This is a genomic window from Nocardia sp. NPDC052112, from assembly GCF_040680135.1.
GTDB lineage: Bacteria > Actinomycetota > Actinomycetes > Mycobacteriales > Mycobacteriaceae > Nocardia.
This window is the reverse complement of the sequence record NZ_JBFAWD010000001.1, coordinates 244,555-259,589: the sequence shown is the minus strand read 5'-3', so window position 1 is coordinate 259,589 and position 15,035 is coordinate 244,555. Positions and strand designations below refer to the sequence as shown.

Genomic DNA, 15,035 nt, shown 5'->3' with positions numbered 1-15,035 from the left:
GCCCCAGTGTTACTTCGACAGCTCGAGCCTCGCACCGCTCGCACCACCGCCGAGGTGATCAAGTTCGCACTCTGGCCCCTCGCGGTCATGACTGTGCTCAACCGGGTCTTCATCAAGGCAGTCAACGGGTTCATCACCGACGACTTCAAACCGGTCTACAACGCGTCGCTGGCATTCCTCAACCACCGACCCGTGTACACGGCGAATTACAACCTGGTGGATCCGCACTATCTGTATCCCCCGAGCGGCACCCTGATGATCGCGCCCCTGGCGCTGATCGATCCGGAGAAGTCGCGCTGGTGCTTCATCCTGCTGAATGCCGCCGCCATCATCCTGGCCTGGTATCTGCTGCTCAAGCTGTTCAAGTTCACGCTGTCGTCGGTGGCGGCACCGGCCCTGCTGCTGGCCATGTTCAGCTCCGAAACCGTCATAAACACACTGGTTTTCACCAATGTGAACGGATGCGTGCTGCTGGCCGAGGTGGCCTTCATCATGCTGCTGCTCGCGCGCCGGGATCTGTGGGCCGGTGCGATATTGGGTTTGAGTATCGCCGTCAAACCGACGCTCGCACCGCTGGTGCTGATCGCGGCGGCGCGCGGACAGTGGAAGGTGTTCTATACCGCGATCGGTGTCCCGGTGGTGCTCACCGCAATCGCCTGGCCGCTGTCGAAAGACGCCGACAAGTTCTTCACCAGGACAGCGCGCTACATATTCGAATCCCGGGACTACTTCAACAGCGCGATCGTCGGCAATGCGGCGTATTACGGTCTGCCGTTGTGGCTGACCTGGGGTATCCGGATCATCATGGGCATCGTCGTCGCCATCACGCTGTGGCTGCTGTACCGGTACTACCGCGAGGACGAACTATTCTTCGTGACCACCTCCTCCGGTGTGCTGATGACCGCGTCGTTCCTGCTGTCCTCACTGGGGCAGATGTACTACTCGATGATGCTGTTCCCCCTGCTGATGACGGTGGTGCTACGCAATTCGGTATTGCGGAACTGGCCCGCGTGGCTGGCGGTCTTCGGATTCATGTCCTATGACAAATGGCTCTCGGACCGCTGGCAGGGCCTCGGGCGCAATCTGGAGTATCTGCGCATCACCTTCGGTTGGGGTCTGCTGCTGATCGTCATCGCCTGCGTGCTCGTCGATCGGTATCTGGCGGCGCGACGAGAAGGTCGGCTGCAGCTCGGCATCGATCCGGAGTGGATGCGCTCGGCGCCGGATCCGCGGAATGTCGCCGAGGATGCGCCGCTGCTGGTCGAGCCGGAGACGGCCTACCAAAGCGCCCACGACGAGGCGACGAATGGCAGCGAACTGCAGGACGAACCGCGGGCCGGTGCGCTCAGTTAGGGATGGGGCATTCAGCGGCGGCGGCAGAAACCTATTAGCGTGGAGCAATGAGTTCTGACGCCGACACGTCTCTACCCGCGCCGCGGATCCAGCTGACCCCACAGGAGTGGAAGGCCAAGTTGAATCCGGAGGAATACGCGGTGCTGCGGCAGGCCGCGACCGAACGTCCGTTCACAGGTGAATACACCGATACCAAGACCGAGGGTGTCTACGCATGCCGGGCGTGCGGGGCCGAATTGTTCCGCAGCACCGAGAAATTCGATTCGCATTGCGGTTGGCCGTCGTTCTTCGACCCGGCGAAGTCGGAGGCGGTCATGCTGCGCTCCGACGACACACTCGGCATGCACCGGGTCGAAGTGCTGTGCGCGAACTGCCACAGCCACCTCGGCCACGTCTTCGAGGGCGAGGGATACAGCACGCCCACCGATAAGCGCTATTGCATCAACTCTATCGCCCTGCAACTGCACCCCTCGGGCAGTACAGCGGAGTAGAGCGACTACGGCGCCGAAGGAAAGATACGGACCGACCGGCTTGTTGCGCATGCCCCGAAAAACTGGGGCATGCGCGAGCAGCCGATGATCAGGGCAGCGCGGCGATGAGTTTTTCGATCTCGACGCGGGGGCCGGTGAAGAAGGGAACCTCTTCGCGGACGTGCAGGCGGGCCTCGGTGGCGCGCAAGTCGCGCATGAGATCGACGATGCGATGCAATTCCGGGGCCTCGAAGGCGAGGATCCATTCATAGTCGCCGAGGGCGAAGGAACTCACGGTATTGGCGCGCACATCCGGGTAGCCGCGCGCGGCCTTGCCGTGGTCGGCGAGCATCTTGCGGCGCTCGTCGTCGGGGAGCAGATACCACTCGTAGGAGCGCACGAAGGGGTAGACGCAGATGTAGTTGCCCGGATCCTCACCGGCCAGGAACGCCGGAATGTGGCTCTTATTGAATTCGGCCGGCCGATGCAGCGCCACATTGCTCCAGACCGGTGCGCTGGCCCGGCCCAGTTCGGTGCTGCGCCGGAAGTCCGCGTACGCCGACTGCAGATCCTCGACCCGCTCGGCATGCGACCAGATCATGAAGTCGGCATCGGCGCGCATCCCCGCGACATCGTAGATGCCGCGCACCACGACATCGCGCTCGGCGAGCCCATCGAAGAACGCCCGCGCCTCCTTGATGGCGGCCTCACGGTCGTCCCCCAGCACCCCCGGCTGCACCTGGAATACCGAGAACATCAGGTAGCGGATGGTGGAATTGAGTGCTTGATAGTCGAGTCGCGCCATGATTCCTATCGTGCCACTGCGGCCGATCGGTACCTCCGCGCGGGCCGTTCCGGAACCGGAAGCGGGCACCGGATCTGCGCGATGCATCGGGCAGGGGGTCCGGTCACCTGTGCGACTGCCAGATGTGGATGTGTTCCTCGGAACCGCTGCGTGCGCGTGCCGACCGCAGGATCAAGCGCGGCGGGCACCGGCGACGGTCGAGCCGCCCCGATGGGCACAGCGGCCAGCCGTTCGGGTCGATACCCGAACTCGTTGTGCACAGCGGGCGTGTGCAGCACTGCATCGCACCGAGAGCCCCGGTAGTCGCAGCGCGGATCAGGGTGTGGTGGTGTGGGTCAGGGTGGTGGCTATGCGGTGGGCGGCGGCGGTGCCGGAGGCTACGCAGGCGGGGACGCCAACACCATGGAGGTAGGCGCCCGCGATAGCGAGGCCGTCGAAATCGACTGTGATGGATTCGATTTCGGCGACACGGTCGAGGTGACCGGGGGCGTACTGGGCGAGACCGCCCGGCCAGCGTTGCACCGCGGCGGAGATCGGTTCGATGGTGGCACCGGTGACGGTGGCGAGGTCTTCGATGGCGGCCGCGATCAGGTCGGCGTCGGACCACTTTTGTGTGGAATCGTCGCCGAATTTGCCGAATGAGGCTCGGACGGCTGCTGTTTCGCGCTCGGCGAGGTGGGTCCACTTGCGGCTCGACAGGGTGAAGGCCTTGGCACGCAAGGGTTCTCCCGTGGCGACCAGGATGCCGGAGTTCTGTGGCAGTGCGGTGTCACGCGGGAGGGCGAGGGCCACAACGACAGACGAGGACAGTTCGATGCCCGCGGCCGCCGATGCGGCGGCGGGGGCGAAGGTGCGCAGCAGGTTCGCGGTCACCGGGGCGGGGGTCGCGAGCACCACCGCGTCCACCGCACCGACCGGTTCGAGTACCCAGCCGTGGGTCGCGCGGGTGAGGTGGGTGGCCGAGGTCGCGGTGATGAATTCTGCCTCGGATCGTGCGGCCAACGCGTCCAAGAGAACCCGGTAGCCGTCGCGAAGGCCGCCGAAAACCGGAGCGTTCGAGGGCGGCGGCAGGGCGGCGGCCACCGCCCTGGTGAGGCTCGACGCGCCGTTGTCGAGTGCCGTGGCCAGCGTCGGCAGTGCGGCGCGCACCCCGATGGAGCGCGAACTGCCCGCGTAGACGCCACCGAGCAGCGGATCGACGCTGCGTTCGGCGACCTGCGCGCCGAACCGGTCGGCGATCAGGCTGTAGACATCGATATCGGCGTCCGGATACCAGGCCAGCGGTCGCCGCGGCTCCGCATCGATCCGCTCGAGCGTCTCGGCATCGACCAACCCGCGCATCGTTTCGGCATCCGACGGAATGCCCATCAAGGTACGTTCCGGCAGCGGATGCGCGCTGCCCTGCGCCCACACCAGCGGTCGCAACCCCGCGGGCACCACCAACTGCGACTCCAGCCCCAGTTCGCGCAGCAGCGCGGGCACCTCCGGCCGCCGCCCGACGAACGCCTCCGCCCCGAGATCCAAAGGCTCCCCGGCCAATTCGCCGGTATACAGAATTCCGCCCAGCCGCGCCCCCCGATCGATGACCACGATCTCCGCCTGCGTCCCCAGCAGCCCCCGTAACCGGTACGCCGCGACCAGCCCGCTGATCCCGCCACCGACCACCGCGATTCTCATGTCGCGACCGTAACTCTCCCTCGAATCCGCACCGACCACGCCCCCTCGTCTTCGAGACCGAGCACACGATCGACGCCGGGGCGACAACAGTCGGTGTGGTCAGCCCTCGCCACCCAACTGCGCCCGGATCTCCGGTTTGAGCACCTTGCCGATCTTCGAGCGCGGCAGGTCCGGCCAGATCTCCACCTGCTTGGGAGTTTTCACCCCTCCGAGACGTGCCTTGGTGTGCTCGCGCAGTTCGTCGGCGGTGGCGGCATGCCCGACGTGCAGTTGGACGACGGCGGTGACCCGCTCACCCCATTTATCGTCGGAAAGCCCGATGACCGCGCAGTCCTGGACGGCCGGGTGAGTCAGTAGCGCCTGTTCGACCTCGGCGGAATACACATTGAATCCGCCGGTGATGATCATGTCCTTGGCCCGGTCGACCACATAGAGGTAATTGTCGGCATCCAGGTAGCCGATATCTCCGGTGTGATGCCAGCCGTAGCGCGACGCTTCGGCGGTCGCCTCCGGATTCTTGTGATATCCGGCCATGACCAGCGGACCCTGGACAACGATTTCGCCGCGCGCACCAGCGGGGAGCAAGCGACCCTCGGCATCCATGATGGCCACACGGGTGAGCGGGGTGGGTCGTCCGGCCGACGACAGTCGTTCGGTGGCGATCGAGCCGTCCGGGCGGAAGTGATCCTTCGGCGCCAACGTCGCGATCATCATGGGCGCCTCCGACTGTCCGAACAGCTGGCCCATGACCGGCCCGATCCGTTCCAGCGCCGCCGCCAGCCGGGCCGTCGACATCGGGGCGGCTCCGTACCAAAGACACTGCAGTGAGCTGAGATTCGCCGCCGGCAGCGCAGGATGATCCAGCAACATATAGATGAGCGTCGGCGGCAGGAAGGTGTGGGTGATCTGGTGCCGCTCGATCAGGGTCAGGAATTCACCGAGTTCCGGGGCGGGCATCACGACGATCTCACCGCCGAGGGTCAGGATCGGAAAGCACAGTACCCCCGCGGCGTGGGTGAGGGGCGCCAGCGCCAGATATCGGGGCCGATCTTCGAACGGATAACTCATCAGGGTCAATGCGGTCATCGACTCGATATTGTGGCCGGTGAGCCGAACGCCCTTCGGCCTCCCGGTCGTTCCGCCGGTGCCGACCAGCATGGCGAGGTCGTCGATCGGCTCGACCTCCCACGGATCGGCCGGACAGTCCCGCACCCAGTCGTCGAAACATGGCGCACCGGCGGCATTTCCATCCAAGCAAACCAGTGCCCGAAGCATGGGCAGCTGCGGTGCAATGGCGGAAACCAATGGCGCGAAGGCGGCTTGGAATATCAGGCAGGTGCAGTCGAAAAGGTCGAGTAGCTCCCGATTCTCCGCGGCTTCGTTGCGGGGATTGATCGGGCACCACACCGCACCGGCGCGGGCGATGCCGAAAACACAGGCGAAGGCCAGGGTGTCGTTCGCCGATAGGATCGCGACCCGTTCGCCGGGCCTGACCTCGGATCGCGCCAGCGCATGAGCGATCCGCCAGGACAACTGCTGTACGTGCGCATAGGTCAGCGTGTGCCCGTTCATGGTCAGGCACGGCGCGGTGGCACCGAGCGAGGCGCCCTTGTCGAGATATTCGGTCAAACGCACGGTAATCCTCTACGGAAGCTGTTGCGGGAGTGGTCGATTCGGACCACGGGCGGGCGGCTCCTGCCCGCCCGTGGTCCGCGGCGGGATCAACGGTGCACGGTCAGTACCGGTTCGCCGACCAGTCCGAAACCGCGTAGCACCCCGAGCAGTTCGCGATGCCCGAATGCCTGGCACGCCGAGGCGAACCCCGCTCGCTTCGGCGGTGCCTGCAGCAGCGCGTTCGCGGCAAACGCCTGCATCAGACCGGTCTGCTTGTAGTTGCAGTTCCCGTAGATCACGCAGTGGGCACGCGCCAGCGGTCCGGACGCGTGCACGGAATCGAGCGAGGTATTGACACGCGGATTCTCCCGCGGCGGCATTTCGTCCCGCACCAGGGCGGCCTGTTCGGCGAGGACGCGGTATTTCTCCTGCACCGGAAGGTCTTTCACCTGTTCCACGACCGCCTGCACGATCTGCGGCACACCCTGCATCAACGGCCGGTTGAATACACCACCGAGCACCTTCACATTCGCCACCCGCGGATCGCGCTTGAACCACACCGGATGCGAGGTGCCGCCCCAGGGCAGTGCGAGCCCGATCTCGTGCTGTCCGGGCACCACCACGTCGTAGAGTCCCGCGTCCGCGGGCCACTCCACATACTGGTTCTGCTCGAGGTAGTAGGCCTTGGACAGCGCGGCATTGACCAGAATCGTCTTCGTGGACGCGACCGTCGGGAAGCCTTTCCAGAAGACCTGGATATCGAGTGTGTCCAGGCCCGGGGTTTCCAGGCAGATATTCGCGGCGATCTCCCCCGTGGTGTACATCTGCGCGACGCCGGGCGCGAGCAGCAGACCCCGTGCGGCCATCTCGGCGCCGTACTGTTCATCGCAGTCGATCAGCCAATCCTGTTCGCCGGTGGTGTCGAGGTAGTGGGTCCCCGCGGCCACACAGGCCCGCACCACCTCATGCCCGTACTGCGCGAACGGACCGACGGTATTGCAGACAACGGCGGCGCCGCGAAACAGCTCGGTCAACGGTCCGACCTCGTGTGCGACTTCGACGACCTCGTGCTCGACGGTGTCGATGCCGGGAATCTTGTCGACCGCCTCCTGCAGCCGGGACTTGTCCCGGCCCGCCGCGACGAACGGAATGTTGAACTCGCGCAGGTATTCACATACCAGTCGGCCGGTGTATCCGGATGCGCCGTAGACGACGACGGGCTTATCGGTACTCATCAGATATCGAACCTTTCGTTGTCCAGAGAAGTCACATGCCCATGCCGCCGTCGACCGGCAGACCCGCACCGGTAATGAACCGAGCAGCGTCGGAGGCGAGGAACACCACCGCGTCGGCCATATCGGCAACCTCACCGAGGCGCCCCTGCGGGGTCTGCTCGACCACCGCGCCGACGGCAGCCTCCGCACTGGGGAACAATCCGATCCGAGCGACATCGTCGGCGAGTTGGGCACCCATCTCGGTCGGGACGAGGCCGGGGTAGACACAGTTCACCCGCACGCCGTAGCCGAGCTTTCCGGACTCCATCGCGGCGACCCGGGTCAGCCGATCCACCGCGGACTTGGTCGCCGAGTAGACCGAAATACCTGGAAAGGCGATCGTCGCGGCGACCGAAGCGATGTTCACGATCGCACCGCCCCGGCCCGCCGCACCACCCGGTCGCATCGCGCGCAACGCGTGTTTGATACCCAGCGCCGTGCCGAGCACATTCACCTCGAGCATCCGGCGCACCTGTTCCGGATCGAGATCGACGACGAGGCTGGTGATTTCGACTCCGGCGTTGTTCACTACGATGTCCAGGCCGCCTAGGGCGGCGACGGTATCGGTGACCGCCTGCGCCCAGCGCGCGTCATCGGTGACATCGAGCGGCACGAATTCGGCAGTCGCACCGGTCGCCCGCAACGCCTCGACGGTGTCCTTGCCGAGATCCTCCCGCACGTCACCGATCGCCACCGCAGCCCCGGCACGGGCCAGCGCCTCGGCCATTCCGGCGCCGAGTCCTCGCGCTCCGCCAGTCACCAGGGCGGTACGCCCGGTCAGGTTGTACCCACTCATCGGGCATCTCCTCCTCGAGATGGTCCATTCGACTTTCGGTCTCATCCGGCAGTCGGACCAGATGCGACGTGGATCACAGTGTGCTCGCATCTTTTACAACCGTCAAGATTTTCTCTGACAGTCGTCAAGTTTTTCTTACACACTCGTCAAATCTGCCGGTCACCTGATGCCGGTACCGCGATACACTGAGCCAATTCATACGATGCGGATGCGGTGACGGAGAGAAGCCACAATGACCGAAATCGTCGAGACCAGGCGGGATCGCATTGCCCGACGACAGGTCGACAAGTTCGGCGAGCGGCGCGCCCAGCTGGCCGACGCGGCCCTGCACACCCTTGCCGAACTCGGCTACGCCCGTACCAGCCTGCGGGAGATCGCGCAGAAATCCGAGTTCACCCACGGGGTCCTGCACTACTACTTCAACGACAAGGTCGAGCTGATCACGCAGGCGGTGCGACAGTACGAGCAGGTGTGCGTCACCCGTTACGACGACATCGTCGCCACCGCGACAACGGCCGAACAGCTACGAAACGACTTCGGCGCGGCGATGGCGACCACCCTGGACGCCGACGCACCACTGCACCGGCTGTGGTACGACCTGCGCAACCAGAGTCTGTTCGAGGAGTCCTTCCGCGATGACGTGCTCGAGATCGACAGTCACCGCGAGGAGATGATCCGCAATGTCGTGGACCGCTTTGCCGACCTGTCCGGTCACCCCCTCTTGGTCTCCTCGACAGCGGCATACGCCATATTCGACGGTCTGTTCCAGCAGGCACTGCTACACAAACTCGCCGGGCACCGCGATGCCGCCGACAATCTCCACACCGAGGCCGCCGGTCTGTTGGACGTGGTGACCGGACAGGGCAGGCCCTAGCCGATCACGCTCCGGCGCATCAGCTCTCATCCGCGGGATCGTCACGCATCGCCAAAGACGATCAGGTCCATATGATCGCGGGTGCGGTCGGCCGCGAAGTGGGCTTCCTCGGCTGCCATCCACTCCTGCCACAGCGGCAGTGTGTGCCTGCCGTCGCGTTCGAGACCTCGCACCAAGCACACCGCACGTGGGGTTTCGATCCATATCGCCAGCGACAGCCGATCGCGGACGGCGGCCCGTGCGGAGGAAACACCTTCCAATACGAGCACTCCCCCAGGCGCGACATCGTGCCATTCGGCCAAATCCCGTTTGTCCCAATCGAATCGCTGATAACGGCCCGGATGACCCCGCGCGATCGGCGCGAGCACCTGCTGTTCCAGGCGCGCCCACCACGGGAGTTCGTTGTTTCCGGCCGCGAAGTCGTCGGTGTGTACCACCCGCGCATTGCACCGCGCCGCCAAGGAAGCTGCGAAGGTGGACTTTCCGGCCCCTGCGGGTCCATCCACCGCAACCAGGCGAGTCGAACCGAGTCGCGGTGCGCTGGTAGTGACCCGACCCGCGATCTCCTCGATCGCCGGACTGCTGCCGAATGACATGGGTCGGCCGTCGGGTCCCGAGCCAGCACCCACGACTACTCGATCACAGTTCGTGGACGAGTTGCACCAGGGCGGTCAGCACCCCCGGATCGGTATCGGGCAGCACACCGTGTCCGAGATTGAAGATATGACCGGCCGCGCCCATGGTGATCGCCGCATCGGCCTCGTGCGCGATACGCCGCGCCTCGGCCTCGACGGCGGCGGGTCCAGCGAACAGCACGGCGGGATCCAGATTGCCCTGCAACGCTTTTCCGGGTCCGACCCGCCGCACTGCCTCGGTCAGCGGCACCCGCCAATCGACGCCGACGACATCGGCGCCCGCCTCCCCCATCGCACCGAGCAATTCGCCGGTCCCGACTCCGAAGTGGATCCGTGGCACCCCGGCCTCGGCGATCTCCACGAATACCCGCTCCGAATGCGGCAGCACGAATTCGCGATAGTCGGCCAGCGAGAGCGCACCGGCCCAGGAATCGAATAACTGCACCGCGTCCACACCGGCGGCCAACTGCGCCTGCAGGAAAGCGATGGTGATATCGGTCAGGACGCCGAGCAGCTCGTGCCAGGTCGTCGGATCGGCGTGCATCATCGCCTTGGTGCGCTCGTGGTTCTTACTCGGCCCGCCCTCGACCAGATACGACGCGAGCGTGAAGGGCGCACCGGCGAATCCGATCAGCGGTGTGTCGCCGAGCGCGTCGGTGAGCAACGTCACCCCGTCGGTCACCGCGCCCACTTCTTCGGGCCGCAACCGCGGCAGCGCGCGCACATCCGCGATGGTGCGCACCGGCGCGGCGATCACCGGACCGACGCCCGCCACGATATCGAGATCGATACCGGCGGCCTTGAGCGGAACAACAATGTCGGAGAACAAGATCGCCGCATCGACACCGTGGCGCCGGATCGGTTGCATGGTGATCTCACACACCAGCTCCGGATCGAAGCACGACTCCAACATGCCGACGCCCTTGCGCAGTTCGCGATACTCGGGCAAAGACCGACCGGCCTGCCGCATGAACCACACCGGACGACGGCTCGGTGCGGCGCCGGTGGCGGCAGCCAGGAACGGGGAATCGGTCAACCGGCGACGGGTGTGAGTGCTCATCACCGCCTATCGTATGCGGCCCACAAGGCCCGCTAGCGGCGCGCCTCCGACTGCGCCGGGCACGCAAGGTCTACCGTCGCTACCGTGACACCGCTCGACTTCCGCGACGGAGCCGCACCGACCGAAGGACCCAACGGCGAGCCAGCTCAATTTCGCGCCGCGGTCGATGCGATGGGTACCGCAACCGTGCATCCTCGAATCGAGCTGGCACCGATCCGACCCCCACAACGCCTGGCCCCCTTTTCGTACGCACTCGGCGCGGAAGTCAAACACCTCGAAACCAATGTGGTTCCGGTCGATTCCGAGGGCGACGCCTTCGGCAGGCTGATCCTGCTGCACGATCCCGATGGCGGCGAGGCCTGGCACGGCGTGTTCCGCCTGGTCGCCTACATCCAGGCCGATATCGATGCGGCACTGGCCACCGACCCGCTGCTGCCGGAGGTCGCGTGGAGCTGGCTCGTCGACGCACTCGAATCCCGCGGCGAACCGTTCACGGCGCTCGGCGGCACCGTAACCTCCACCAGTTCGGTGCGCTACGGCGATATCGCCGGACCACCGCGCGCGCACCAATTGGAGCTACGCGCCTCCTGGACCGCGATGACCACCGATATGCGCCCGCATGTGGAGGGCTTCTGCGAAGTGCTGGCCTATGCGGCCGGTTTGCCGCCCGCCGGAATCACCCATCTGCGACCGGAGTCGTATACCAGCAACGACCACACCTGATGGCCACGTAAAGTTCAGGTTTATGTCGGTAGCAGACGAGTCCGAGCAAAGCAACACGCCACCCGAAAGCACGGCGGAGCCGCTGCTCGTGCCTGCCGATGGTGTGCCGCCAGTGCTCGTCACCGCCCATGAAGTCGCCGATGCCGCCGCCCGGCTCGCGGCAGGCGCCGGACCGCTGGCAGTCGATGCCGAACGTGCCTCCGGTTTCCGGTACTCGGCGCGCGCCTATCTGATCCAGTTGCGGCGTGCGGGTTCGGGCACCTTCCTGATTGATCCGATTCCGGTCGCCGATGCGCTCGCACCGCTGGCCGCCGCGATCAACGATCTGGAGTGGGTGCTGCACTCGGCGGATCAGGATCTGCCCGGACTCGCCGAACTCGGCCTGCGCCCCGCGCGACTGTTCGACACCGAATTGGGTGGTCGACTCGCCGGTTTCGAGCGCGTCGGACTAGCGGCCATGGTGGAGCGGCTGCTCGGCCGGGCGTTGCGTAAGGGACACGGTGCCGCCGACTGGTCGACCCGGCCGCTACCCGACGATTGGCTGAACTATGCGGCACTCGATGTCGAATTGCTGCTGGAGCTGCGCGACGAGGTGGCCACCTCGCTCGATACCCAGCACAAGACCGACTGGGCCGCACAGGAATTCGAGCACGTCCGGATCACCGAACCCGGTACGCCGAAGGCCGACCGCTGGCGGCGTACCTCCGGCATCCACACCCTGCGCCGCACCCGCCAACTGGCCATCGTGCGCGAGTTGTGGAACACCAGGGACACCCTCGCCCGCACCCGCGATGTCGCACCCGCCCGCATTCTCCCGGATGCCGCGATCGTCGCCGCCGCGAATGCCGAACCGCGCACAATCGCCCAGCTGCGCACCCTGCCGGTGTTCGGCGGACCACGTCAACGCCGATACTCCCGTGACTGGCTCGCCGCCGTCGACCGCGGACGCACCCTCCCCGACACCGACCTACCGCCCCTGACCCAACCGTTCGAGGGACCGCCGCCGGTGAACCGCTGGGAGCGCCGCGATCCGGCCGCCGCGGCTCGGCTGGTTCGCGCGCGTGCGGCGATGGGCGAACTGTCCACCGAGTACGCGATTCCAGTGGAGAATCTGCTGTCCCCCGACCTGGTGCGCCGCTTGTGCTGGGACGGACTCCCCGACTACGACCACGTCGGCGAGCCGGACGACCTATCCGCCGCGATCGACGGATTCCTCAAGTCGGGCGGTGCCCGGCCTTGGCAGCGCGAACTCGCCGTTCCCCGGCTCGCCGCCGCCCTGACCCCAACCCCAGGCGAGTAGGCCGCGCATCGACGTTCAGGGCCTGGTCGAGACGGCGTTCTCGACGGTCTGCTCGAACACCTGCGGGCCATGCTCCATCGCCGCGCCGAAGGTGTCGGCGAGTTCGTACGGCAGCGTGTCGTGGATCCAGACGAAACGGCGGCAGTCGGCGCGCCCGGACGGCCTGAACCCGGCGGCACGCGCCGAACTCGTCGCGCTCAGCGCGGCGCTGCCACTGACCTTGGACGTGCCGGGCACCGCGCCCCGCTTGGTCCCGCATACCGGCGACCCGGTCGACCACACCCTGGCCACCCGGCTCGCCGACGTCGCCACCGCCGTCGCGGCTGGCACCGGGTCACGCCTGAAGACCCGCCGAGAACCGAGCTGCCGCTGGGCCTGCTACGACCATTCCCGCAATCGCGGCCGCACCTGGTGCTCCATGGACGTCTGCGGCAATCGCGGGAAAGTCCGTGCCTCCCGTCGTCGCAACGCTAGTCGGCGCCCCAGCGGCAAGCTCGCTCAGCGTGCGTCGAGCCAACCCGAGATGCGGCGGGCGATATCGGGAGCGGTCAGGCCGAGTTCCTCGTGTACCTCATTGCGGGAGGCGTGGTCCAGGAAGTGCTGCGGCACACCGAGATCGCGGGTCGGCACATCCAAGCCAGCGCCGCGCAACCGGGCCGAGACGGTGGAGCCGATGCCACCGTGCAGACCGCCGTCTTCCAGAGTCACTACGAGACGGTAATTTTCGGCCAGTTTGACGACGGTATCGGAAACCGGCAGCACCCAACGCGGATCGATGACGGTGACCGAAATACCTTCTGGCTCCAGCAGATCCGCAACCGCGACCGCGGTCGACGCAAAGGGCCCGACCGCGACCAACAACACATCACCACGCTGAGCTCGCGCCGAACCGCCCTCACGCTCGGGCAGCCGCAGCACATCGACCCCGTCGAGCCGCTCGACAGCCGAAATATCCTCGGCCACACTGCCCTTCGGGAACCGAATGGCGGTCGGCCCGTCGCTCACCGCGAGCGCCTCGGCCAACTCCTCACACAAGGTCGCCGCATCGCGCGGGGCCGCGACCCGCATGCCGGGAATGATGCCGAGCACCGACAGATCCCACATGCCATTGTGCGAGGCGCCGTCCGGGCCGGTGATTCCAGCGCGATCCAGCACCACCGTCACCGGCTGCTTCAGCAGTGCGACATCCATCAGCAACTGGTCGAAGGCACGGTTCAGGAATGTCGAATAAATCGCCACCACCGGATGCATGCCGCCGAGGGCGAGTCCGGCGGCCGAGGCCATCGCATGCTGTTCGGCGATGCCGACATCGAACGTCCGCTCCGGGAAGCGTTCCCCGAATGCGGCCAGTCCGGTCGGTCCCGGCATGGCCGCGGTGATCGCGACGATATCGTCGCGCTTCTCCGCATGCGCGATCAGCTCCTGGGAGAACACCGAGGTCCAACCGAGCGCCTTCGGCCCGCCGAGCGGACGGCCGGTCAGCGGATCGATCGGATCACAGGCGTGCATCTGGTCGGCGACATGGTTCTCTGCGTGCGCATAGCCGCGCCCCTTCTGGGTCACCACATGCACGACCACCGGCCCGCCGAAATCCTTGGCCCGACGCAGCGCCGCCTCCAGAGCGACGGTGTCGTGACCGTCCACCGGCCCGACGTACTTCAGCCCGAGGTCACTGAACAGCTCCTGCGGGCTGACCGCATCCTTGATCCCGGCTTTCACCGCATGCACCATCGAGTACGCGGATTCACCGACGCGCGGAATGCTCTTGAGAATCCGCTTACCCGCGTCCAACGCGTGCTCGTAGGCGGGCTGGGTGCGCAGCGCCGTCAACCGGTCGGCGAGGCCGCCGATGGTCGGCGCGTAGGACCGACCGTTGTCGTTGACCACCACGACAACGGGCCGGTCCGGTGCGGCGGCGATATTGTTCAGCGCCTCCCAGCACATGCCACCGGTGAGCGCACCGTCGCCGACGACCGCGACAACATGTCGGTTCTGCCCGGTGAGCGCGAAGGCCTTCGCCAGACCGTCGGCATAGGACAGCGAGGCCGAGGCGTGCGAGGACTCGACCCAGTCGTGGGCGCTCTCGGATCGGCTCGGGTAGCCGGACAACCCACCCTGCTTGCGCAGCGTGTCGAACTGATCCTTGCGGCCGGTGAGGATCTTGTGCACGTAGGCCTGATGCCCGGTGTCGAAGATCAACGGATCGGCCGGCGAGTCGAAGATCCGGTGTAGTGCGATGGTCAACTCGACCACACCGAGATTGGGGCCGAGGTGCCCGCCGGTAACGGCGACCTTCTGCACCAGGAACTCGCGGATCTCCTCCGCCAGTTCACCCAATTCGGCAACGGTAAGCCGTCGCAGGTCTTCGGGCGTATCGACCCGGGAAAGCACTCCCACCTGAACTCGCTCCCTCCGGATAGCAATCTGATCCGATCAGTCTACGGAGCCGCGCCA

General features: G+C 66.2%; 14 protein-coding genes and 1 pseudogene. 6 read left to right on the top strand and 9 right to left on the bottom strand.

What is annotated here, in order from left to right; translation table 11 throughout:
* Positions 1-6 precede the first annotated feature (6 nt).
* Both AB0L58_RS01185 and msrB read left to right on the top strand, forming a co-directional pair.
* On the top strand, positions 7-1,353 hold the full coding sequence (locus tag AB0L58_RS01185; RefSeq protein WP_364379002.1) for a glycosyltransferase family 87 protein: 1,347 nt from the start codon (positions 7-9) through the stop codon (positions 1,351-1,353).
* Between the two features lie 47 nt (positions 1,354-1,400).
* Positions 1,401-1,844 carry a peptide-methionine (R)-S-oxide reductase MsrB gene (gene msrB / locus AB0L58_RS01180; protein ID WP_364378999.1) on the top strand — a complete coding sequence of 148 codons (444 nt, stop codon included), beginning with the start codon at positions 1,401-1,403 and terminating at the stop codon, positions 1,842-1,844.
* A gap of 88 nt (positions 1,845-1,932) precedes the next feature.
* Here msrB and hemQ read toward each other — a convergent pair whose 3' ends face one another.
* The 5 genes from hemQ to AB0L58_RS01155 form a co-directional block, all read right to left on the bottom strand.
* Positions 1,933-2,628: a hydrogen peroxide-dependent heme synthase gene (hemQ, locus tag AB0L58_RS01175; protein ID WP_364378996.1), complete on the bottom strand. Its 696-nt coding sequence runs from the start codon at positions 2,626-2,628 to the stop codon at positions 1,933-1,935.
* A 315-nt stretch (positions 2,629-2,943) separates the two neighbouring features.
* The gene (locus AB0L58_RS01170; RefSeq protein ID WP_364378993.1) at positions 2,944-4,305 is read right to left on the bottom strand and encodes a protoporphyrinogen oxidase; all 1,362 of its coding nucleotides are present in this window, start codon (positions 4,303-4,305) and stop codon (positions 2,944-2,946) included.
* A gap of 99 nt (positions 4,306-4,404) precedes the next feature.
* Complete coding sequence (locus tag AB0L58_RS01165; protein ID WP_364378990.1) at positions 4,405-5,940, bottom strand: AMP-binding protein; 1,536 nt, start codon at positions 5,938-5,940, stop codon at positions 4,405-4,407.
* A gap of 86 nt (positions 5,941-6,026) precedes the next feature.
* On the bottom strand, positions 6,027-7,154 hold the full coding sequence (locus tag AB0L58_RS01160) for a DUF5938 domain-containing protein (RefSeq protein ID WP_364378987.1): 1,128 nt from the start codon (positions 7,152-7,154) through the stop codon (positions 6,027-6,029).
* Positions 7,155-7,185: 31 nt separating this feature from the next.
* Positions 7,186-7,989: an SDR family NAD(P)-dependent oxidoreductase gene (locus AB0L58_RS01155; protein ID WP_364378983.1), complete on the bottom strand. Its 804-nt coding sequence runs from the start codon at positions 7,987-7,989 to the stop codon at positions 7,186-7,188.
* Positions 7,990-8,221: 232 nt separating this feature from the next.
* Here AB0L58_RS01155 and AB0L58_RS01150 point away from each other — a divergent pair, with 232 nt between their 5' ends.
* Complete coding sequence (locus AB0L58_RS01150) at positions 8,222-8,863, top strand: TetR/AcrR family transcriptional regulator (protein ID WP_364378980.1); 642 nt, start codon at positions 8,222-8,224, stop codon at positions 8,861-8,863.
* A 41-nt stretch (positions 8,864-8,904) separates the two neighbouring features.
* On the opposite strand, the gene AB0L58_RS01145 is transcribed toward AB0L58_RS01150, so the two are convergent.
* The gene (locus AB0L58_RS01145) at positions 8,905-9,459 is read right to left on the bottom strand and encodes an aminodeoxychorismate synthase (protein ID WP_364378978.1); all 555 of its coding nucleotides are present in this window, start codon (positions 9,457-9,459) and stop codon (positions 8,905-8,907) included.
* A 43-nt stretch (positions 9,460-9,502) separates the two neighbouring features.
* Entirely contained in the window at positions 9,503-10,558 is a 1,056-nt protein-coding gene (gene hemE / locus AB0L58_RS01140) for a uroporphyrinogen decarboxylase (RefSeq protein WP_364378975.1), read from the bottom strand.
* A gap of 171 nt (positions 10,559-10,729) precedes the next feature.
* On the opposite strand from hemE, the gene AB0L58_RS01135 reads away from it, so the two are divergent.
* The gene (locus tag AB0L58_RS01135; protein ID WP_364380149.1) at positions 10,730-11,281 is read left to right on the top strand and encodes a DUF3000 domain-containing protein; all 552 of its coding nucleotides are present in this window, start codon (positions 10,730-10,732) and stop codon (positions 11,279-11,281) included.
* A gap of 22 nt (positions 11,282-11,303) precedes the next feature.
* Positions 11,304-12,581, top strand: a complete 1,278-nt coding sequence (locus tag AB0L58_RS01130; protein ID WP_364378972.1) for an HRDC domain-containing protein — start codon at positions 11,304-11,306, stop codon at positions 12,579-12,581.
* Positions 12,582-12,596: 15 nt separating this feature from the next.
* On the opposite strand, the gene AB0L58_RS01125 is transcribed toward AB0L58_RS01130, so the two are convergent.
* Entirely contained in the window at positions 12,597-12,911 is a 315-nt protein-coding gene (locus tag AB0L58_RS01125) for a hypothetical protein (protein ID WP_364380228.1), read from the bottom strand.
* On the opposite strand from AB0L58_RS01125, the pseudogene AB0L58_RS01120 reads away from it, so the two are divergent.
* Positions 12,865-12,987 (top strand): annotated as a pseudogene (locus tag AB0L58_RS01120) (hypothetical protein); the annotation flags it as partial. The gene AB0L58_RS01125 and the pseudogene AB0L58_RS01120 overlap by 47 nt on opposite strands.
* A 92-nt stretch (positions 12,988-13,079) precedes the next feature.
* Here the strand turns inward: AB0L58_RS01120 and dxs are convergent.
* Positions 13,080-14,978 carry a 1-deoxy-D-xylulose-5-phosphate synthase gene (gene dxs, locus AB0L58_RS01115; protein ID WP_364378969.1) on the bottom strand — a complete coding sequence of 633 codons (1,899 nt, stop codon included), beginning with the start codon at positions 14,976-14,978 and terminating at the stop codon, positions 13,080-13,082.
* Positions 14,979-15,035: the final 57 nt, after the last annotated feature.